We start from the raw sequence: 22,255 nt of genomic DNA, 5'->3' as shown, positions 1-22,255 counted from the left end.
AGTTAAAACAGTTAAGCGTGCTGAAATGCCCATTTGTAAGAACATCTCGAAACCAAACTGGTCTTCAGCCACCGGTAAACCTGTAATGTACCACTGAGCGGAACTATCGCGCGCTTGTATTGCAGCACGAATTTGCTCTGCGAGTTTAAAACTTTGGTTTTTATCTAAAATCGGCACATAGATGGCTGCAGCCTTACCGTTATTGGACGCTAGCGTGTCTTGCAATAAAGGTAGACGTGATAGCTTTTGCTGTATTTGTTGGCTAACTGAAATGGACTCAGGTGGCGTGGGCATCATCCATTCAAACCGAATTGCCCCTTCGCCTTCTTGACTTATATTATCTACCGTTGAAATTGACATAACGTCGGCAGAAACCACGCCATCTAATGACATAATTGTCTTCGTAATGTCAAAAATGTCAGTAAGTACGTCGGGTTTAAATACACCATACTCGTCGGAGGTATTCACCACGCCAACAACTATTGCATCATACATACTGAAGGTTTGTTTTACTTGATTGTGGAATACACGGGCGGGGTGCTCTGCATCCAGCATATTCTCTGGGTCTGTATCAATTTGAATGCGAGGAATTTGCGATGCTAAGAGCAACACAAATAGCAACAAAATTCCATAAACAGATTTAGGTTTATGGGTACATAAATGGACTAAATTTTTAGCTATATTTTTCATAAAACTCTGTTGCAAATAATCTTTCGTGTTAATTATATTATGAGGATTGCAATAAGAGTGCCATTGATCTGTATGCTCAATACTGAGTGAGCGCCACGCTATCCAATTGAAAGCAATAAGTGTGGTAGGCACGTCTAAGATCTTGGAAAAGTTGTAGTTTTAGCTGTTAGATAAATATTTTACTAAAATTTACGATTATTAGATTAGGGGGGCTAAAGGAAGCTGCGTTTATCTTGTTCTTATTAAATGTTCTTATTGCATGTTGTTATTGATGATTTTATTGTGAGGTAAAAATTTACTCTCAGGCATAGTGCAATTTCGACCATTTTCTTTGGCTTTGTACAAGTACTTATCAGCTGCACTTATGGCCTTATCTACACTTATATTTTTTGTGACCTCTTTAACGCCAATACTCAAGGTAATATTAAATTCTTTGCCAGCATACTTGAAAGTATGAGCCGCTACTTTAAGGCGTATTTTATCAGCTAAAAAGTGTGCGTCATGCTCGTTAGTTTCTGGTAAAAGAAATAAAAACTCTTCTCCTCCCCAGCGCGATATTTTATCTTGTTTTCGTAACGTTGAAGTGAATAACTCAGATAAACTCTTAAGTACATAATCACCTCCTTCATGACCATAAAGGTCGTTTACACCTTTGAAGTGATCAATATCACACAACAATAATGACATGTTAACTTTGCTACGCTGAGCACGATTATGTTCGTGATCTAAATAATCTTGCATGGCTCTGCGATTCGGTAATGAGGTCAGTGGATCCTGCATCGCTTGTTGTTCAAATTGATCACTTAACTTTTGCATAAATGAAATGAATTTCTGTCTAGAAAATTCATAAAAACCAAATAATAAAGTAACCGTTAAAAAGGAATAAATGAGACGCGATTTAAATTCGTGAGTATACGAGGTGTTTAATAATACTTCGCCTGGGTAAAACAACATGATGCTCACTATGATGACAAATAGGCCTATATTCGCCAATCCCCGTCGAAGTCCTCCAAAAAAGAAAGCGACTGGAGGTAATATATAAATCCATAGGGGACCTGTGTTTCCATGGCCACCACTAAACACCAAGTAAAGCATTAAAAAGAGCAAGCACGTAAAAATAATACGGGTAGAGATTTTATAGGTATTTTTAATTTTTTTGAGTCGATGGATTTGATGACTGGCGAAAAACAAAAAGCAGGCGGCAAAAAGTGAAACAGAAAGAACTACCTCACCACCAAAGGCCGCGGAGATACCTAGTACGAAAGTGAGGGAATAGCCAATAATTGAAAAAAGATTTGAAACAAATAATTGTTGATTTGTTTCACTATTTTTATCACCTTCGGCACCTAAATAAAGATAGGAAAGCATCCAATCTGTGATTTTTTTTATCATTAGTTTCTAACGTTATCCATGTTTTCTACTATATCTTCGCTTAAGTTTTCTAACAAATCTCTTAACTTACCAACGGCATGTCCGTAACCATTTTTAGCCAAAGGTAGTTCAAATTTAAAGTGATACATTGACGTACTCAACTCTGTTTGACTCTGCTGATTATATATCCAATATTGGCCGGCTAACACTACTTTTGATTTAAATGTAGGCGAAAAGTGGTTTATTTTCACCCTAAGATTAATTCCTTGGCTAGCAGAATTAACCTCATCAGAGGAAGAGAATAATGCCGTGTTGGAGTGTTTATTAAGATCGTTTATAAGTGAGTTTTGAATGCTTGCTTGTAAAGGTTGTGCCCAGAAATGCTGCTTAGAATAGTAAACTTGATGTTCATCTAATTGCATACTCAATCCAGCTTGTTTTAAGTAATCGGCTAATTCAATAGATTGTACAACAACCGTTTTTGGACGTTGCGACAGGTCACTTGGCATCGACATCGATGTTGAGCTATCAAGCAGGTAGTATTGAACATTTGAATTGGTCTCGGTTGCACAACCTGCCAACATCAGCACTATTCCCACCACATAAAAAATAGGCTTAATCATTTTGAATTTCCTCATTTAACGATTGTGCTTTAGGTTCAATTATTGGTTGAGTACCATCACTAAATATCAAACTGTTTGGTTTTTGGTTTAGTTGCTGCAGTAACGGGGTTAATTGTTGTAAAGTCGTTTGAAACTGTTGCATTGTTGATATTAGTTCTTGGTTTGTTTTAGAGCCTGCCGAGTAGTCTTTGAGTAGTTGGGTTAAGGATTCAGCAGCGTGGTTTATATTCTCGCTTGTCTGTTGATCTTTCACATCTACAAGTAAGCCATCCAAGGTGTCGATAGTTTGTTGAAATGCAAGTGCAGTAGAATTAAAGGTTTGCATAAGTTGACTCGCATCTTGCGATATCTCAGCAAAAGGTATGGCATTTATATTGTCTAAAACGCCACTCACTTTTTGTGTAATCTGAGCAAATTCCCCTGATGTTGTGGGAATGACATTATAGCCATGAAAGCTACTTAAAGGTTCTGGCTCGGCATCTTTGTAATGTTGTAAATCGACATATAGTCCGCCGGTAACTATATTACCAATTTTAAGAGATGCCCGCAGACCCTGTTCAATCCCACGTAACGTTTGTCGTCTAACTATTTCTACGCCTGATTGGTTATCTGGTTGTTGCATTCTACTTGGTTGGATATTGATCAGTACTGGGATGGCAAATTCATCGTCTAGCAATTTACTTTCAGCTAAACCAGGAAGATTGATTTCAATTACTTTTCCAATTTGCAGACCACGATATTCTACTGGTGCGCCAACCGTTAATCCGCGAATACTATCTTTGATCATTAATACAAAGTTGACTCCCAATTTGTAGCGTTTATTAGACGCACTATCGTAGTCTTTGTATATCTCAAATGATGCTTCACTGGTGACGCGTTTGCCAGTGGGCATACCCTCTGGAATACCAAATGTGACGCCATTGGTAAGTATGGTCTCTATGCTACCGGTTTTGATTTCGATGCCATTGGCAGCCAAATCGAGACTGATACCACTGGCATTCCAAAATTTAGTATTTTCAGTTATGAGTTTATGGTAAGGCGCTTGAATAAAGGCATTATAAGACACGTTGCGCTTGTCGACATCAAAATGCATGTCTTCAAATTCGCCCACTTTTAATCCTTTATAAATTATTGGATCACCAGCTTTAAAGGATAGCTCTTGGTCACTATTTAAGGATATTTGTAAACCTGGCGTACCAGCTGCAGTAGTCGGCGGCGTTTCCAAGGCAATAAACTCACTTGATTGCTCACCTTCCGTGTTGGGCTCTAAAGTAATATAAGGGCCGGAAAGTAAAGTAGTTAAACCTGAAACGCCGTTGAGAGATACTCGAGGGCGAACTAACCAAAATTTGCTATTTTTCCCTAATAAGATTTCAGCGCTGGGGTTCATTCGTGCGGTAACAATTACACCACTTAGATCCGGTTTTAGTTCTACTTTTTTGACGACCCCAATTTCGACATCTTTAGTTTTTATTTTAGTTTGATCCGCTTCGATACCAGAAGCTGAGACAAATTCAATGGTAATTAACGGGCCTTGGTTGGCCCATTGGTGATAGACCATCCACATACCAATAGACAGGGCAACTAACGGAATGAGCCAAAATTTAGATATTATTCGACTGGATTCTATATCGGCTGCTTGTGAGTCTGTTTGTAGATTATTATTATCTGTCATTTTGTGCGTCCGAATTGCTCCAAATTAATCTAGGATCGAAAGTCATTGCTGCTAGCATTGTCAGTATCACCACACCACAAAATGCCAGTGCAGCAGGGCCGGGAAATACACTCATAGTATTGCCAAGTTGTATTAAGCTAACCAAAATAGCAACGGCAAATATATCAACCATTGACCAACGACCAATAAACTCTGTTAGTCGATACCAAAATATTCGTTTATTTTGTTTTTTAATCGTACCGTATTGTACGCAGTAATTAAGCCAAATTAATATTACTAATTTACCAATAGGCACGACTATACTTGCTATAAAAATAACTAAAGCAATGGGATAGGATTTGTTTTGCCACATTGAAATAACGCCACCTAAAATGGTACTGGGCTCATCTGTTCCCAGAAAGACGGTATGCATAATAGGTAAGGTATTAGCGGGAATATATAATAAAATTGATGTTAGTAACAGCGCCCAAGTTCGTTGAATACTCTCTGATTTTGGGAGCTTTTTTTTGTTGTGCTGGGCTTCGGTGGCGGTAATATAAAGTTGGTGTTTATCCATAGATAACATTGTGGCAACCATACAAACTGTAAAGCCTATATAAGCGTAAAATGATAGGCCTATACTAATATCAGCAAACGAACTAATTTTAATTAAGCTAACCAATACACCAATTAAAAATATCTCTGCCATACTCCATGGAATAAGGGCATAAACCACATTCAGAATAGCCCTAGAGGTGTTAGGTTTTTTTGTTGCTGGAAAAGGTAACAGGATAAGTAGTAAGCCAATTAATACGATGGCTGGTACGATAACAATGGAGAGTAACTGAACGACGGCTAAAAACATGTAGTCGTTAACTATCAACACATCTAACCCCGATATAATACCAATAGCTTGATGTTGCCCATTGGTACTAAAACCAAGAAAGTTAAATGGCATAGAAAGTACTAGGAAAATCAATGCACTGACGGCAAACATAATTATTCGCTGATTCGCACTATCGAGGTGTTGCGTCAATACATGACCGCAACGCGGACATTTTGCTTTTTGTCGGTGGGCTAAACGAGGAATAACCACTTCAGTGTCACACTGCTGGCAGACAGTTTTTCCGCTGTGAATTGGGTCAGATAATCCTTTACTCATTATTTTAAACCGTTACTCATTTTGACTAAACCTTATTTAGCTTGAGTTTGTTTCGCTAAACAATCAGCAAATACTGCGATACTTTTATCTATTTCACTCTGTGTCGTTGCCCATGAGCAAATACTTATTCTAATCACTTGTTGCCCCATCCATGTCGCGCCACCACACCATGTTACTCCAGAATCTTGAATGGATTTTAGGGTTTTTACTGTGACCTCATCAGAGCCTGTAGTTAAAATAACTTGATTGAACACCACATCATTTAGCACTTTAAAACCCGCAATTTTGGCTTGTTCGGCGAAGTAAATCGCATGCTCATGTAATAATTCAACTAATTCTGCGATCCCACTTCGACCTAAGTAAGCCAAGCAAGCCCATAATTCGATGCCCCTTGCCCGTCTGGACATGTCTGGGGTGTAGTGCATGTTGTCGCGATTTTCACTAGGCTGAATATAGGACCCTTGATGATGTAGTGCATGGGTGAGTGCGGTTGGGTCTGCACACAATATAACACCACAATCATAGGGAGTATTTAAGGTTTTGTGAGCGTCAACGGACCATGAGTCAGCTAAGTGAATACTTTTTGTTAGGTCAGCAAACATCGTGGACGCCGCAGCCCATAAACCAAACGCACCGTCAACATGTACCCAAGCGTTTGCCGCTTTAGCTTTGGGAATAATACTGTGAAAATCATCAAATGCACCGCTACACACGTTGCCAGCTTGTAAAACGACAATACAGCTTTGGTCTAAAGGTGGAATTGAGTCAACAATCATACGACCTTGTTCGTCGCATTCAACCCATTCTATTTGTTGTTGTCCAAATCCGAGTATATTTAACCCCTTGACCACAGTGCCATGTGTCAGTGTGCCTAAAATGATCCGCAGCGCGGGAGCGCCAAACAGACCTTGTTGGCTAATATCCCAACCTAATCGGCTCAATTGACGATAGCGGGCAGCGGCTAAACCGCATAAGCTGGCCACGGATGTACCACCGACAAGACCTGCTACTGTATCAGGCGGCAGTGTAAATAGTTGTTGTAACCATTGTTGGCAAATGCTCTCTAACTTTGCTGCAATTGGAGAGGTCGCAAACAGTGCTGCGTTTTGATCCCACACATCGGCTAACCATTTGGCTGCCAAGCCTATGGGAAGGGATGAACCGTTTACAAAACCATAATAACGACCGTTTGCATACCGAACCGTGTTCAGTTCACCTTGTTTAGCTAATAAACTTAAAATGGCATTTTCATCGCCCATCTGTTCCGGTAGCTGAGTATCGAATTCACTCAATAATTCTAAATTATGTTGGCTAGGGTATATGGCCTTTTGATTCGAATTGTTTTGGTAGGAAATTGCATCTTCACAAGCCTGTTTCAACAATACTGAAGTACGCGCTTGTTCGAACATATTTTTTTGTAATTTAGACATGGTCGTACTTCCTGTGTGAAACCTATGTTTACGTTATCATTAAATGGGTATTTTTAGAAAAATATGTAAAAAAAAGCCATCTTAAAGATGGCTTTCGGAAATATCTGAACTAATTTAGTTCTACAAATTAGTAATTTGCATTACCTGGAGAACGAGGGAAGGGGATTACATCACGGATATTCTGCATCCCTGTTACATAGGCTACTAAGCGTTCAAAGCCTAATCCAAATCCTGAATGTGGTACTGTGCCGTATCGACGTAAGTCGCGATACCAAGCATAGTCTTCTTTATCCAGTCCCATTTCTTCTAATCTTTGGTCAAATACATCTAAACGTTCTTCACGTTGAGAACCACCAATGATTTCACCAATTCCTGGGGCCAATACGTCCATTGCAGCAACTGTTTTACCATCGTCATTAATACGCATATAAAATGCTTTAATATCTTTAGGATAGTTTTGCATGATAATTGGCGCACCTACGTGCTCTTCGGCAAGATAACGTTCATGCTCAGAAGATAAATCGACGCCCCAATCCACTGGGAATTCGAATTTTTTACCACAGTTTTTCAGTATTTCGATGGCATCGGTGTAATCCATTCTGACGAAGTCTTGGGAAATTACCTTTTCCATTCTATCTTTAACATCTTTATTAATGTGTTGCGCAAAGAAAGCCATATCGTCGGCGCGTTCTTCTAGTACAGCTTTAAACACATACTTCAGCATGTCTTCGGCTAGTTGAGCCACATCAGATAGCTCGGCAAAAGCCACTTCTGGTTCAATCATCCAAAACTCGGCCAAATGGCGACTTGTATTTGAATTTTCGGCTCTAAACGTTGGACCAAAAGTATATACCTTGGACATAGCTGTACAGTAAGTTTCTACGTTCAACTGACCTGAAACCGTTAAGTAAGTTTCTTTTCCGAAAAAGTCTTGGGAATAATCAACTTCACCTTGCTCAGTTTTGGGGATGTTCATCATATCTAAGGTGGATACTCTGAACATTTCACCGGCACCTTCAGTGTCGCTAGCGGTTAAAATTGGAGTACTGATCCAAAAATAGCCTTGTTCGTGGAAAAAACGATGTATTGCTTGAGATAAACAGTTACGAACACGGGTAACAGCGCCAATCACATTGGTTCTTGCCCGCAGGTGAGCATGCTCTCGAAGATATTCAATACTATGGCGCTTTGCTGACATGGGATAGGTATCAGGGTTTTCTACCCAACCTAAAATCTCAACTTGCTTCGCATCTATTTCTAGGGCTTGGCCTTTACCTTGTGAGGCTTTAACCTCGCCAGTTACGGCAATGGAGCAACCCGTAGTAAGACGTTGGATATCACTATAATTTTCCATTGTATTCAGGGCAATCACCTGAATCGCGTCGAAGCAGCTTCCATCATGTAAATTGATAAAAGACAATCCTGCTTTAGAATCTCTGCGGGTTCTTACCCATCCTTTTAAAACTACCTGTTCCCCGATTGGGTACTTGCCAGTTAACACGTCAACCACTGGGGCATGCGCCATTGATATTCTCCACTACAGCAGGGGGTAACCTGCAATTTTTTGATTACAAACTAAAATATGACAATCGTCTAGGATAAACAATAATCTAGATGAAACTTACTTAATGCTCTACAGTTACTAAAGCTGGATAATTAAAATGTCACTAGACTCTGTCATTTAAATAAGGTGTGTAATCTTACTTAGCTAATTGACAGACTCAAGTAAAAATAGGCGCTAAACAGAGAATATGTCTGATCAATACCCTTGGCAGGGTGAAAATCGCCGAAAAACGCCACGAAGCCACGATAAATTTTACCAAATTGTTTTGGGATTGAATATCGTTGCTTGGGTGATATTTGTCGCGTCACTAATTGTTTTCCATTATGCCCGTCCAGAATTGATCTCTGGTGTGCAAGAATATTGGGGAGTGAATGGTCGGCAAGATTGGTCTATGTCACTTAGTATTTATTTGATTATATTGCTTTGCCTATGCACTTGTATGAGTTTATTTGTGTTAATTATGCGGCGATTTCGAACTCGCCGCAGAAATGATTATTTTGGTATCAATGTGATTATTTTATTAGCCATTAGTGTCGTGGTGTTAGTTTGGATAGTGTCTGATATTTAAGTTTATCCTAATTAAGAGTTTGTAAGCTTATGGCAATAGCGGCTGTTAACTGACTCAGTTGTTGTTGATTAATGATAAATGGAGGCATGATATAAATCAGTTTACCAAATGGCCTGATCCAAACACCGTTATCAACAAACACACGTTGTAACTCTGCGACATTTACTGCTTTTTTACACTCAATAACACCAATCGCACCCAGTACTCGAACATCTTCTACTGCAACATGATCTTTTAATGGTAACAACTGATGCTGGAGTTGTTCTTCGATACTTGCCACTTGAGATTGCCACTTGTTTTGAGCCAATAACGCCAAACTCGCATTGGCCACTGCGCAAGCTAACGGATTTCCCATATAAGTGGGGCCATGCATAAATACCCCAGGTTCACCGGCGCAGACTCCTAAGGCAACGTCTTCAGTACATAAAGTAGCTGCCAACGTCATATAGCCTCCGGTTAACGCTTTACCTACACACATGATATCGGGGCTGATGCCTGCATGTTCACACGCAAAGAGTTTTCCCGTTCGGCCGAAGCCGGTGGCAATTTCATCGCAAATTAATAATATATTGTGCTCATCACATAATTGACGACAACGATGCAGATATTCTGGGTGGTATATGCGCATGCCACCGGCACCTTGCACTATGGGTTCAATTATCAGCGCCGCAACTTCGTTCTTATGAGTCAGTATTAAGTCCTCTAACGGGCCTATATCATCTTCATTCCAGGTCTGATCGAATTGAGTTTGTGGTGCAGGAGCAAAAATTTGGGTTGTAAGTGTTTGGTTGAAAAGGCTGTGCATTCCATTAACGGGGTCGCACACCGACATAGCCGCAAATGTATCGCCATGATAACCATTACGTGGAGATATAAACCGAAATTTTTCAGGGGCTCCCTGACAAGCCCAATATTGCAATGCCATTTTCATGGCCACTTCAACGGATACAGAGCCTGAATCGGCTAAAAATACCCGCTCTAACCCCTCTGGGGTGATATCGACTAAGGTTCTACATAAATCGATAGCCGGTTTATGGGTAATCCCACCGAACATCACATGGGACATTTTCCCTAGTTGTTCCCTAGCAGCTTGGTTTAAATCTGGGTGGTTGTAGCCATGAATAGTTGCCCACCATGACGACATGCCATCCACTAATTCTTCACCATCATTGAGCTTTAATAACACCCCTTCTGCAGATTCAACTTGGTAACAGGGAAGGGGATTAATGGCTGAAGTGTAGGGATGCCATATATGTTTTTGGTCGAATTCGAGGTCAGGTAGGTCAGAATTGTTCAATTTGTACTCACTTGTAAATCAAAATGCCTGGTAGGAGTTGACAATGTTTAAGTGGGGCTTAGACTAAGCCAACATAATTCGATAGTAAAGGACCAAATATGGCGTTTCCAGCAGATTTTTCAGGTAAATCAGAGATTAGACACGACTGGACTTTAGATGAAGTGAATGCATTGTTTGCCATGCCGTTTAATGATTTACTTTTTCAAGCTCAATGTATTCATCGCCAACATTTCGATCCTAATTATGTGCAGGTCAGCACACTATTATCGATTAAAACTGGAGCGTGTCCTGAAGATTGTAAATATTGCCCGCAAAGTGCTCGCTACGATACTGGTCTAGAAAAAGAACGTTTGTTAGAAATTGAAAAAGTCATTCAACGTGCTAAAGAAGCGGTGGCTACTGGCTCAACCCGTTTTTGTATGGGAGCTGCTTGGCGTAATCCAAAAGATCGCGATATGCCTTATGTGTTGGAAATGATTAAAGAAGTCAAAAAACTTGGACTTGAGACCTGCATGACCTTAGGAATGCTAACTCGTGATCAAGCAATTGCGCTAAAACAGGCTGGTCTAGACTATTACAATCATAACTTGGATACATCACCAGAATATTACGGTGATATCATCACCACTCGTACCTATCAGGATCGCTTAGATACTCTGCAAAATGTCCGCGACGCCGGTATGCATGTTTGTTCCGGTGGTATAGTCGGCATGGGTGAAGAGGCTGATGACCGTTCAGGGTTATTAATGCAATTGGCTAATTTAGAGCACCACCCAGAAAGTGTTCCTATTAACATGTTAGTGAAAGTTAAGGGCACACCGTTGGATGATGTGGAAGATTTAGATTCCTTTGAGTTTGTGCGTACTATTGCTGTGGCACGTATATTAATGCCCAAGTCTTTTGTTCGTTTGTCAGCAGGACGTGAAGCCATGAATGAACAAATGCAAGCAATGTGTTTTATGGCTGGTGCTAATTCGATTTTTTACGGATGCAAATTGTTGACAACCTCTAACCCAGACACTCACGAAGATGTGATGTTATTCAAAAAACTGGGAATTAATTCGAAACAAACCCGTGAGTATTCAGACGAAGCCCATGAAGCCGCTTTAATGGAAGAAATTCAGGCTGGTGAAGCTGAGCAAGCAGGAAGTGAGTTGTTCTATGATGCCAGTAAGCCAGTAACGGCCGTACCTGAAACGACTAAATAGTTAGTGGCTTTCGGTTATTTAAAAGAAGGGCTAAACGCCCGTCAACGTGATGGATTGTTACGTCAACGAAGGGTCATTGACGCTTCTGTTGGCGCTATGATCGAAGTTGAAGGCCAGCACTTTTTAAGTTTTTCCGGCAATGACTACCTTGGCCAACGACAAGATTTAGCAGTCATGCAAGCTTGGGTTGAAGGCATTTCAGATTACGGAGTGGGTAGTGGTGCGTCACCGCTAGTTACCGGTCATACTCAAGCTCACCAGCAGTTGGAAGATTATTTAGCCTCAGGTTTAAAGCGTGAAGCTGCGTTATTGTTCAACTCTGGTTTTGCTGCCAATCAAGCCGTTTGTCAGGCACTGGCTAATCCTCAACTGTGCATTCTTTCTGATAAATTAATGCACGCGTCATTTGTGGAGGCTGGCAAACATTGTGAGGCCAAGTTCAAACGCTTTCGACATAACGATGTTAACCATCTAAGTAATTTGCTCGCTGCCAATCAATCATCGGACTTATCATCTTCTGTCCAAGATAACCTCATAGTGACAGAGGGGGTGTTTAGTATGGATGGTGATTTAGGGAAGATAGCTGAACTAAACACCGTTGCTCAACAGCATGATGCTTGGTTAATGGTAGATGATGCTCATGGCATGGGAGTCTTAGGTGAAACAGGTTTAGGCAGCATTGAGCACTTTAATTTAAGCCAAACTCAAGTTCCAATTTTAATGGGGACTTTTGGTAAAGGCATTGGGACTTCAGGTGCCTTTGTAGCAGGCTCACAGGTTCTCATCGATTATTTAATTAATTTTGCTAAACATTATGTGTATAGCACAGCAATGCCACCGGCTATGGCCTTAGCCACCTACGCGAGTTTTCAATCTTTAGCTGATGGAACTAAACAACAAGCTTTGACCCAGCGAATAGCCCAATTTAGATCTTTATGTCAGCAAAAGGGTATTCCGTTGACAGATTCAAACACCGCCATTCAACCTATTGTTGTGGGTGATCCGGTTAAGTGTGTGAAAATTAGTGACGATCTCAAACGGCTTGGACTCTGGGTAACGGCGATTCGATACCCTACTGTACCTAAAGGCACAGATAGACTGCGTATTACCTTATCGGCGAGTCACAGAACTACCGATATAGATGCATTTGTGGATGGTTTGGAGATGGTGCTTAAGCGTTATCAGGTATTGTCTAATGAATAATACTATAGATGATAAAAAACGCAGAATTGCTTATCAATTTAGCCAATCAGCCCATCGTTATGATGATGTTGCCCAAGTTCAACTGGACATTGGTTTTGATGCCATTCAACAGGTCCCTGAGAACAAAAGCGGCAAACTTCTGGATGTTGGTTGCGGCACCGCTCGGCTAACCCGCAGACTCGCAGATAAGTTTCAGTCTCTCACCGCTGTTGATTTAGCTGCCGGTATGATTGCCCAGGCAAAAAAGCTTAATTCCTCTAAAGATGCTAAAGGTTACATCGACTTTCATATCGCCGATGCAGAGGCACTGCCATTCGCAGATAAAACGTTTGATACGGTGTTTTCGTGTATGGCATTACAGTGGTGTACACCCATTCAAACAAGTTTAGACGAGATCCATCGTGTTCTAAGTGAGCAAGGCTGCGCAGTTTTAGTCTTGTTGAGCGAAGGTTCGATGGCTGAATTAGATCAAACTTGGTTAAAAGTAGACTCTGTGCCTAGGGTCAATCAGTTCATGCCCCACAGCGAATTAGTAAAAGCGGCAAAAACAAGCGGATTTAGCGTAGTAGGGCATCAAAAAACCTATACTACCTGGCATCAAAGCGCGATTAGTTTATTGAATAGTATTCGTCACATAGGCGCAAATGTAGTGCCTGAAACGGGCAATCATTCTAAATTGAGCCGACAGTCATTGGCCGAGTTTGAACGCATTTATCGGCAAGATTTTGCGCTTAACGGACAATTGCCCTTGTCCTATGAAGTGAGTTTTTTAGTGTTGAGTAAAGCGATATGACCCATTCTATTTTTATTACAGGTACGGATACTGATGCTGGAAAAACCGTTATCGCTTCGGCGATCTTGCAACTTGCTGCAGACAAAGGGTTAAGTACCATAGGTTTTAAACCCGTATCTGCAGGCTGTATGCAAACCGCTGCAGGGCTGCGCAATGATGATGCCTTAGCCTTACAAAAGGTCAGTACAAAACAGCTAGCATATGAACGAATAAATCCCATTGCCTTTGCCGATCCCGTGGCCCCCCATTTAGCTGCAAAACGCATGGACGTCACTGTGGATATACAACAAATCAATTTGGCTTATCAACAACTCGTCAATGAAAAAGCTGATCTGTTGCTTACTGAGGGCGCGGGTGGTTGGCGGTTACCCTTGTCTGAGGGCGTATTTTTATCTGATTTTGCGATACAACATAAACTTCCAGTGGTTCTGGTGGTTGGTATGAAGTTAGGTTGTTTAAATCATGCATTACTCACTTATCAGGCGATATGTGCCGATGGTTTGCAGGTGATTGGTTGGGTGGCAAATCAGATAGATGATCAGATGTTATATCTGCAAGATAATATTGATAGTTTAAAGGCTCTGATCCCCGCACCTTGTCTCGGTGTTGTGCCTAAGCTTAACAACACCGAACAAGCCTTAGAATACTTATCTATTGATGGATTATTACAATAGGTGAATTAGCTCTGAATTGGCTGCAATGCTATGTTGCTCTTTTGCATTGAATATAACGCCGTCCAAATCACCGATTAAGGTTAGTTTTTCGTTATCCAATAACAGTCCACTACCTTCTCTAATGCCAACAACTGGAATGGTAGGGTTTAATACACAAAATTCTTCAATACGTTGCGCCCGGGTTTCACCATTGTGACCGGGTGGTTGGTAATCGCTATAGTGAGGATTAATTTGAAACGGCAGCAGTGCTAACGCAGAGAATGACTCAGGCTGGATTATCGGCATGTCGTTAGTGGTTTTAATACTCAATCCGCATATATTCGACCCAGCACTCCAGCCAATATAGGGGGTGCCTGAGTCTACTTTATTTTTTATGCAGTCAATTAAACCCTTGTTCTGCAATTGATAAAGCAAGTTAAACGTATTGCCGCCACCAACAATAATCGTTTGAGCATTTTGAATAGCCTCTGATGGATCGTTAAAACTATGTATGCCACTGATCTGTATCTCTGGCAGCGCCTGTTGTACTTTGTCTGTGTAATCATCCCAAGACATAGTTACACCGGCATAGGGGATAAAAATAGCCGTTTGAATTTTATCTAAAAACGGCAATATCATTGTTTTGGGGTTAGCCAAATATTCTTCATTACCCACTTTTGAACTGCTTAACATGAGTACTCGTTTTTTTGACATTTTTTTCCTTTGAATTGCATTTAACGCTAGACGCGCATTTTTAGCTAGATAGAATGGTATAATATAATAAGCATAAGAGAATCTGAAATAGGAAACAACTTGAATGGCTGGAACAATTCGCTCTGTTTTGTTTGTATGTTTGGGAAATATTTGTCGTTCACCAAGTGCAGAGGCTGTGTTTAGAAAAAAGGCCAAGGAAAAAGGTTTGTTGTTGAACATCGATTCAGCAGGAACCCAGGGCTATCATGTTGGCGCGCCGCCAGATGAGCGGTCTGTAAGCGTTGGTGAAGCTCGCGGTTATGATTTTGACGGAATTTCTTGTCGCAAAATTAGCAAGCAAGATTTTCATGATTTCGATATTCTGATTGCCATGGATGAAATGAACCTGCGCGGTCTGCAAAGTGAATGCCCAGAAGAGTATCAGGATAAAATAAAGCTATTTATGTCTTTTTCTGGTTTAGAAGAAGAGATTATCCCAGACCCGTATTATGGTGGTAAAAAAGGCTTTGAGTACGTTCTGGATTTAATCGAGTCTTCAGCAGATGGTCTTATTGAACATATTTCTGCTTTAATTGTGCTTGAAGATTAATTATCTCGATTAGTTTGCTACAAATAATCCTAAGACAAGATGCAAACATTCTATTTCGAAACTATAGTCAATAGTCGAATAGATTAGTGCATATAGACATTGTACTATGACGGCATATTAGGGTAATTTCCCCCCATAAATTTTATTTAGCAGGTTTGACCTGCTTTTTTTGACTTCATTAAAGGAAAGCGTGTGAGCCAATGGCAACCTGACAGCTGGAGGTCTAAACCTATCCAGCAACAACCTACTTATCAAGATCAAGCGTTATTAAAGCAAGTAGAAAGCAAACTTCATAGTTATCCACCACTGGTTTTTGCAGAAGAAACCCGCCAGCTATATAAACAGTTAGGTGATGTTGCCGAAGGCAAAGGTTTCTTACTTCAAGGTGGTGATTGTGCTGAATCATTTGATGAATTCAACGCCCCTAAAATTCGTGATACTTTTAAAGTTATCTTACAGATGGCAATTGTTTTAACTTTCGCTGGAAAGTGCCCAGTAACGAAAGTGGCCAGAATGGCAGGACAATATGCAAAGCCGCGTTCGTCAGATTTAGAAACCATTAATGGTGTGTCTTTGCCAAGCTACCGCGGTGATATTATTAATAGCTTTGAGTTTACTGAACAATCCAGAATGCCTGATCCAAATCGGATGTTAGAGGCATACCATAGAGGCGCTTCTACCCTAAATTTATTGCGTGCCTTTGCTCAAGGTGGTCTAGCTGATTTGCATCAAGTCAATCGTTGGAATATGACCTTTCTTGAGAACAACCCGTTGCGTGATCGCTACCAAGACGTGACCAATCGTTTACAAGATGCATTAGAGTTTATGGATGTGATTGGCATTAATCATGTAAATAACGCGACACTCCATGAAACCAATTTATTTACTTCTCATGAAGCCTTGTTGTTGAACTATGAGCAAGCTTTAACTCGTATCGATACTTTAACTGGCAAGCCCTACAACTGTTCTGCGCACATGGTGTGGATTGGAGAGCGGACTCGTCAATTGGATCATGCACACATTGAGTTTTTCCGTGGCATACATAACCCTATTGGTGTCAAAATCGGGCCAACAATTCAAGAAGATGAATTGATGAGATTGATTGATACTTTGAATCCAGATAATAGTGCTGGGCGCCTAACATTCATTACGCGTATGGGTGCTGATAAACTTGAGCAGAATTTGCCAAAATTACTTCGTCGTGTAAAAGCGGAAGGAAGAAAAGTGGTGTGGAGTTCTGATCCTATGCATGGCAATACCAAAAAAGCTTCCAGTGGATACAAAACTAGAAACTTTGACGATATTTTAAGTGAAATTCAGCAGTTCTTCTCAGCTCACCGTGCTGAAGGAACACATCCAGGTGGTATCCATTTAGAGATGACTGGACAACACGTTACTGAATGTACTGGGGGCGCGTATCAAATTAGTGATGATGATCTTGCGCAAGCATACAAAACACAATGTGACCCTCGTTTGAATGCCGATCAAGTACTAGAAATGGCATTTTTAGTAGCAGATCATTTGAAAAGCGGTAAATAACGCTATAGCTTGATCTCACTCTTGTTTCACATTTAAAGCCAGTTGCTAATCCAACTGGCTTTTTTATACCTGATGGCTTCTAATTTAGTTCCAAAAAGTGCATATTATTTAAAAGTTTACAGGTTTTAATCACGTAACAGTGTAATAAAGGGAATTGACGATAAATGAGTAAATTAATCGATCTTAGTCATACAGTGGAAGATGGCTTAGTGACCTACAAAGGCTTACCAGCTCCAATCATTTGCGACTACTTGAGCCGAGAAGCGTCAAAATCGCACTATGAAGAAGGCACGTCATTTCAAATCGGTAAAATTGAAATGTGCTCTAATACTGGCACATATATCGATTCCCCATTTCATCGTTATGCTGATGGCGATGATCTTTCTGAACTTTCACTTGAATCAGTTGCTCATCTAGATGGGGTTAAAATTACCATCCCTGAAAATATTTTAGCAATTGATGAAAGCTACTTTGCACAATTAGATTTAACCAATAAAGCCGTGCTCATAGAAACCAACTGGTCTCGTCATTGGAATACGGATCTATATTATGAAAATCATCCATATCTAACGGAAGGCGCAGCTATTTTCTTGAAGAAAAGTGGCGTGTCATTGGTGGGTATTGATAGCCATAATATAGATGATACTCGCGGCGGTGCAAGGCCAGTTCATAGTACTTTATTGGGGGCGGATATTTTAATTGTTGAACACATGTGCAATTTACAATCGCTACCAGATAAAGGGTTTTATTTTTATGCGGTGCCGGTAAAAATCAAAGGTTTTGGTACCTTTCCGGTGCGCGCATTTGCGCAATTAACAGAACAAAAAACCTAAACCGAAAGATCTCACTATAAGCAATGTCTTGTAAGGCAAATAGGGACGAGTATGAAAACTGCAATAAAATGGATATTTAGTACATTCTTAGTAATTTTAATCATTGCTGTCATCGGCGGCTGGTGGATTGGACCGACTTGGCGTTCCTTGCTCTTAGATCCACCTAAAGATACTGATGTCCTGTTCTGGAGTCAAAGCCAGCGAGATGCAGGTTTTCTAGTGGTAGATCAACTGTCATTTCTGGTGAAATCCCGGGAAATTACACCAGCAGATAATATTAGGGTGTTGCCTAAAGGCGAGGCACTCGTTGTTAATGAAGATATTGATAGGTTTTTTGACGAGCAGCGTTTGGCTGGTGGCTTAATCCTGCATAAAGGCAAAATTAGGTTTGAAAAATACGCGCTTGGACATTCACAACAAGGACGTTGGACGAGCTTTTCAGTGGCGAAATCATTTACCTCAAGCTTAGTGGGGATTGCGCTAAAGGATGGTCATATTCGTAGTCTCAAGGATCCTGTGTCTGATTATATTGCGGGCCTAAAAGGTTCTGTCTATGACGATGTGAACATTGAGCAATTGCTAACCATGACATCAGGTGTGGCGTGGAATGAAGATTATTCTGATGCAAACTCTGATGTGGCCTTATTTAATAATCACCAAGCAGAAGATGGTTTACCCACCATAGTGAGTTATATGCGCGGTTTATCTAGGGCTCATCCACCGGGTGAAAAATGGCATTATTCCACTGGCGAAACCAACCTAATTGGTATTTTAGTCGAACGGGCAACTGGGCGCACTATTACCGATTATTTGACTAAAAAAATATGGCAACCCTTTGGTATGGCGAACAAAGCAACTTGGTTATTAGGTGCCGACGGTAATGAAATATCAGGTTGTTGTATACAAGCAAGCTTACAAGACTTTGCTCGCTATGGTTTGTTTATGTTGGAAGAGGGCAGAATAAACGGCGAGTCAGTATTTCCACAAGATTGGGTTAACAAGGCAACCAGCAAACAAGTAGAGACATTTTCATCTAGAAGATACTATGGTTACCAATGGTGGATATTCGATGACGGTAGTTATACAGCGCGTGGGATTTTTGGGCAAACAATATTTATTGATCCCAGTCGAGAACTTGTCGTCGCTTTTAATGGTAATTGGCCCACGGCTACCGATTCGAATTTAGATAGTAAACGTTTAGAGTTTATCGATAAGATAAGAGAAGCAATAGATTCGGAATAACACTATTGTTAAAAGGCTCGCTTTTCCATGTTTGTGGTAACTGGAGTATCACTTTCTTGATTGATATATAGAATCGAGAAAGTGAACCAGCGCTTACACAAACGCGTAAGCGTGTTTTTAAACTAGGATAAAGTATCTTACTAATTAAGCTTTCTTTTTATCCATCTTAACCACTTCCGCTTTTTCTTGTTCTAATATGGAATCCGCATCTGTGCCTTTAAATAATTTGGCAATGACGTCTTTATTTTTAGACAATAAAATAGTGAGGTCTTCGGCAACATCATTTGGCAATTTGATGCCTTTTGCTTGGATATAAGTGCCTAGATTATCCGCAACATCAAGCATTTTGTCATATTGATCAGCCGCCTTTTTGTCAGAAGTCACAAGTTTTTCTTCTCCATTTCGCTCAACAACATATCTCACAATAATAGCCATTATGTTTCCTCATATTTCTGTTGGTTTTGTGCCATCAAGGATAAATATAGCTCAATACTGTTTGTATGTACAGTATTTTGCTGAAGCACTAAACAAATGGTAGCGAAGTGCGTTGACGATTATTTTAGGAATGCTGAATTGGCTTCAATAGGATGATATATATCCACGCAATCGCTTAAGGTTTTGGCGGTGAGTTGAGGAACGCTATAGACCTGTGTTGAAACTTGATACTTGCTTTTGATATAACCCATTAATACCGCAAAGTCGCCATCTCCACTGAGTAAAATTACCTCGTCTAGAAGCGGTGATTGATCGATCATATCAACGGTAATACCAACATCCCAGTCACCTTTAGCTGTGCCATCGCTGCGTTGAATAAAGGGTTTTAGTTTAACTTCAAAACCAATATGCCTAAGGGCATCTTGAAATTTAATTTGTTGGTCATGTTGACGGGCAATGGCATAGGCATTGGCAACCACTATGTTGCCGCGAGTTGAGAGGTGCTGCCAAAACTGTCGATAATTAAACTGTTTTTGATAAGCCTGTCGGCAGGTGTAGTACACATTTTGCACATCCACAAAAACGCCGATGTTTTTGGTTTTATTTTGCATACTCTTACCGCCTACAGGTTAGTTAAGTTAGCTTATTTAAACGAGTTTTTTACTGCTTAAGTAATCTTCGTAGTTACCTCTAAAGTCGACAATGCCGTCTTCTGTAATTTCCAGAATGCGAGTTGCCAATGAAGACACAAATTCGCGGTCGTGGCTGACAAATAATAAGGTGCCAGGGTAGTTTTCAAGAGCTAGGTTTAATGACTCAATAGACTCCATATCCAAGTGATTGGTGGGTTCATCCATTAACAATACATTGTTTTTCTGAAGAATGAGTTTGCCGAAGATCATGCGGCCTTGTTCACCACCAGATATCACCTTGACGGACTTATCAATTTCTTTTTGGGAAAATAACAATCTGCCCAGTGTACCTCTAATAACCTGTTCGTCATCACCTTCTTTACCCCACTGATACATCCAGTCTAGTAAAGTTTTGTCTTCTTCAAAGTCGTGTGCATGGTCTTGAGCGTAATAACCGATAGATGCGTTCTCAGACCATTTTACATTACCACTGTCAGCAGCAATATCTCCATACAAGCAGCGCATCAGCGTTGTTTTACCCGCACCATTAGGACCAATGATGGCAACTCTTTCGCCGACCTCGATCATTAAATCCAGGTTTGAGAATAGGGGAGTGTCAAAGGATTTACTGAGTCCTTCCACTTCAAGGGCTAATCGATGCAGTTTTTTGTCCTGATCAAAACGAATAAATGGGTTTTGACGACTAGAGGGTTTAACTTCATCTAGTTGGATTTTATCTATTTGTTTCGCTCTGGATGTGGCTTGTTTAGATTTTGATGCATTTGCAGAGAAACGGCTGACAAAAGATTTTAGTTCTGCAATTTGCGCTTTTTTCTTAGCGTTGTCAGACAATAAACGTTCTCTGGATTGGGTCGCTGCGGTCATATACTCATCGTAGTTGCCAGGGAAAAGTCTTAATTCACCGTAATCTAAATCCGCCATATGAGTACAAACACTGTTTAGGAAGTGACGATCGTGGGAAATAATGATCATGGTACAGTTACGTGAGTTTAGCGTATCTTCCAACCAGCGAATGGTATCAATATCCAAGTTGTTGGTCGGTTCGTCAAGCAACATGATATCTGGGTCGGAAAACAGAACTTGGGTTAATAATACCCGTAATTTCCAACCTGGAGCCACTTCACTCATAGGGCCATAATGCAGGGCCTCTTCAATGCCCACACCAGTTAGCAGTTCTGCTGCCCGAGATTCTGCGGTGTAGCCATCCATTTCGGCAAACTCAGACTCTAACTCTGCTGCTCTTATGCCATCCTCTTCGGTCATTTCAGGGTTGGCATAAATCGCATCACGCTCTTCTTTTACTTTCCATAACTCTTCATGACCCATGATCACGGTATCAATTACAGAGTAATGTTCAAAGGCGAATTGGTCTTGTTTTAGTTTACCAATTCGTTCATTAGGATCTTTGGTGACGTTACCTGATGATGGTTCTAAATCATTACCCAGAATTTTCATAAACGTGGATTTACCGCAACCGTTAGCCCCGATAAGACCGTAACGATTTCCCTCTCCAAATTTAACGGAAACATTTTCAAAAAGAGGCTTGGCACCAAATTGGATGGTGATATTGGCAGTAGCTAACACGTTGGCAATTCCTATTGATAAAAGACATATAAATTTTGCGCGGGATTATGCCATAAATAACTAAGTTTTGATGGGGTTTGTTGATATTAATCGTGGACTGGGTGTAAAGAGTAGAATAAAAGCTAAGCAGGAGGGTAACCAGTAAGATTAAAGTGAGAAGAAGAAATTAACGTCTGGTGAGGGAGTTGTTTAGCAGACACAGTGGAAAACAGTCGAGCGAATACCAAGTCCCAGCGCAGAAACACGGATTAACCAGAAAACAACCGGAATGAAGAGGGGGGAAGCTTAGTAGGACTAAAACAGGGGTGATAAAAAATAGTTGTCAGCTCAGAATTAAGCTAATGTAACGACTAATACTAAGGTGACTACTAACGTAACTACAATCGTAACGAGTAAGGTAAATACAAGCGCAACGAGCTTGATGGTACTTAAGATTAATATATTAAAACT

The 22,255-nt window shown here is 40.6% G+C and carries 20 protein-coding genes and 1 pseudogene; 9 read left to right on the top strand and 12 right to left on the bottom strand.

Translation table 11 applies throughout. From position 1 onward, the window contains the following. From ABJV04_RS19665 to asnS, 7 genes and pseudogenes are all read right to left on the bottom strand, one after another. Positions 1-690 (bottom strand): annotated as a pseudogene (locus tag ABJV04_RS19665) (RND transporter); the annotation flags it as partial. 252 nt (positions 691-942) lie between these two features. Then, positions 943-2,082 carry a diguanylate cyclase gene (locus ABJV04_RS19660; protein WP_348493297.1) on the bottom strand — a complete coding sequence of 380 codons (1,140 nt, stop codon included), beginning with the start codon at positions 2,080-2,082 and terminating at the stop codon, positions 943-945. Continuing rightward, on the bottom strand, positions 2,082-2,684 hold the full coding sequence (locus tag ABJV04_RS19655) for an ABC-type transport auxiliary lipoprotein family protein (RefSeq protein ID WP_348493296.1): 603 nt from the start codon (positions 2,682-2,684) through the stop codon (positions 2,082-2,084). The genes ABJV04_RS19660 and ABJV04_RS19655 overlap by 1 nt, the downstream gene beginning before the upstream one ends. After that, a complete protein-coding gene (gene pqiB, locus ABJV04_RS19650) occupies positions 2,677-4,359 on the bottom strand; it encodes an intermembrane transport protein PqiB (protein WP_348493295.1) in 1,683 nt (560 codons plus the stop codon). The genes ABJV04_RS19655 and pqiB overlap by 8 nt, the downstream gene beginning before the upstream one ends. Continuing rightward, positions 4,349-5,500 (bottom strand): paraquat-inducible protein A, encoded by a 1,152-nt coding sequence (locus tag ABJV04_RS19645; RefSeq protein ID WP_348493294.1) that lies wholly within the window; start codon positions 5,498-5,500, stop codon positions 4,349-4,351. The genes pqiB and ABJV04_RS19645 overlap by 11 nt, the downstream gene beginning before the upstream one ends. A 32-nt stretch (positions 5,501-5,532) precedes the next feature. Beyond that, positions 5,533-6,930, bottom strand: a complete 1,398-nt coding sequence (locus ABJV04_RS19640; RefSeq protein WP_348493293.1) for a pyridoxal-dependent decarboxylase — start codon at positions 6,928-6,930, stop codon at positions 5,533-5,535. 127 nt (positions 6,931-7,057) lie between these two features. Continuing rightward, positions 7,058-8,455, bottom strand: coding sequence for an asparagine--tRNA ligase (gene asnS / locus ABJV04_RS19635; protein WP_348493292.1), 1,398 nt, complete (start codon positions 8,453-8,455; stop codon positions 7,058-7,060). A gap of 226 nt (positions 8,456-8,681) precedes the next feature. Between asnS and ABJV04_RS19630 the strand changes: the two genes are divergently transcribed. Beyond that, complete coding sequence (locus ABJV04_RS19630) at positions 8,682-9,062, top strand: hypothetical protein (protein WP_348493291.1); 381 nt, start codon at positions 8,682-8,684, stop codon at positions 9,060-9,062. Positions 9,063-9,069: 7 nt separating this feature from the next. Here the strand turns inward: ABJV04_RS19630 and bioA are convergent, their stop codons facing one another. After that, a complete protein-coding gene (gene bioA, locus ABJV04_RS19625) occupies positions 9,070-10,359 on the bottom strand; it encodes an adenosylmethionine--8-amino-7-oxononanoate transaminase (RefSeq protein WP_348493290.1) in 1,290 nt (429 codons plus the stop codon). 98 nt (positions 10,360-10,457) lie between these two features. On the opposite strand from bioA, the gene bioB reads away from it, so the two are divergent. The 4 genes from bioB to bioD are packed head-to-tail and all read left to right on the top strand — an operon-like array spanning position 10,458 to position 14,237. Continuing rightward, complete coding sequence (gene bioB / locus ABJV04_RS19620; RefSeq protein ID WP_348493289.1) at positions 10,458-11,567, top strand: biotin synthase BioB; 1,110 nt, start codon at positions 10,458-10,460, stop codon at positions 11,565-11,567. A gap of 3 nt (positions 11,568-11,570) precedes the next feature. After that, the gene (gene bioF / locus ABJV04_RS19615; RefSeq protein ID WP_348493288.1) at positions 11,571-12,770 is read left to right on the top strand and encodes an 8-amino-7-oxononanoate synthase; all 1,200 of its coding nucleotides are present in this window, start codon (positions 11,571-11,573) and stop codon (positions 12,768-12,770) included. Continuing rightward, complete coding sequence (locus tag ABJV04_RS19610) at positions 12,763-13,563, top strand: methyltransferase domain-containing protein (protein ID WP_348493287.1); 801 nt, start codon at positions 12,763-12,765, stop codon at positions 13,561-13,563. The genes bioF and ABJV04_RS19610 overlap by 8 nt, the downstream gene beginning before the upstream one ends. Next, positions 13,560-14,237, top strand: coding sequence for a dethiobiotin synthase (bioD, locus tag ABJV04_RS19605; RefSeq protein ID WP_348493286.1), 678 nt, complete (start codon positions 13,560-13,562; stop codon positions 14,235-14,237). Before ABJV04_RS19610 ends, bioD begins: the two co-directional genes overlap by 4 nt. Here the strand turns inward: bioD and pepE are convergent. Next, positions 14,229-14,930: a dipeptidase PepE gene (pepE, locus tag ABJV04_RS19600; RefSeq protein ID WP_348493285.1), complete on the bottom strand. Its 702-nt coding sequence runs from the start codon at positions 14,928-14,930 to the stop codon at positions 14,229-14,231. The two genes, bioD and pepE, sit on opposite strands and share 9 nt — an antisense overlap. Positions 14,931-15,033: 103 nt before the next feature. On the opposite strand from pepE, the gene ABJV04_RS19595 reads away from it, so the two are divergent. The 4 genes from ABJV04_RS19595 to ABJV04_RS19580 all read left to right on the top strand — a co-directional run bounded on the left by ABJV04_RS19595 (position 15,034) and on the right by ABJV04_RS19580 (position 19,133). Further along, complete coding sequence (locus tag ABJV04_RS19595) at positions 15,034-15,519, top strand: low molecular weight protein-tyrosine-phosphatase (protein ID WP_348493284.1); 486 nt, start codon at positions 15,034-15,036, stop codon at positions 15,517-15,519. A gap of 192 nt (positions 15,520-15,711) precedes the next feature. After that, positions 15,712-17,058, top strand: a complete 1,347-nt coding sequence (locus tag ABJV04_RS19590; protein ID WP_348493283.1) for a 3-deoxy-7-phosphoheptulonate synthase class II — start codon at positions 15,712-15,714, stop codon at positions 17,056-17,058. A gap of 164 nt (positions 17,059-17,222) precedes the next feature. Next, positions 17,223-17,891, top strand: coding sequence for a cyclase family protein (locus tag ABJV04_RS19585; RefSeq protein WP_348493282.1), 669 nt, complete (start codon positions 17,223-17,225; stop codon positions 17,889-17,891). 51 nt (positions 17,892-17,942) lie between these two features. Then, on the top strand, positions 17,943-19,133 hold the full coding sequence (locus ABJV04_RS19580; protein ID WP_348493281.1) for a serine hydrolase: 1,191 nt from the start codon (positions 17,943-17,945) through the stop codon (positions 19,131-19,133). Between the two features lie 144 nt (positions 19,134-19,277). Here the strand turns inward: ABJV04_RS19580 and ABJV04_RS19575 are convergent, their stop codons facing one another. From ABJV04_RS19575 to ABJV04_RS19565, 3 genes are all read right to left on the bottom strand, one after another. Continuing rightward, entirely contained in the window at positions 19,278-19,568 is a 291-nt protein-coding gene (locus tag ABJV04_RS19575; protein ID WP_348493280.1) for a YebG family protein, read from the bottom strand. Between the two features lie 119 nt (positions 19,569-19,687). Next, positions 19,688-20,179, bottom strand: coding sequence for an NYN domain-containing protein (locus tag ABJV04_RS19570; RefSeq protein ID WP_348493279.1), 492 nt, complete (start codon positions 20,177-20,179; stop codon positions 19,688-19,690). A 36-nt stretch (positions 20,180-20,215) separates the two neighbouring features. After that, on the bottom strand, positions 20,216-21,805 hold the full coding sequence (locus ABJV04_RS19565) for an ABC-F family ATPase (protein WP_348493278.1): 1,590 nt from the start codon (positions 21,803-21,805) through the stop codon (positions 20,216-20,218). Positions 21,806-22,255 lie beyond the last annotated feature (450 nt).

It is taken from the genome of Aliiglaciecola sp., from assembly GCF_039982535.1.
Classification (GTDB): domain Bacteria; phylum Pseudomonadota; class Gammaproteobacteria; order Enterobacterales; family Alteromonadaceae; genus Aliiglaciecola.
The sequence above is the reverse complement of the archived record's forward strand: the minus strand, read 5'-3'. Positions and strand labels throughout refer to the sequence as shown.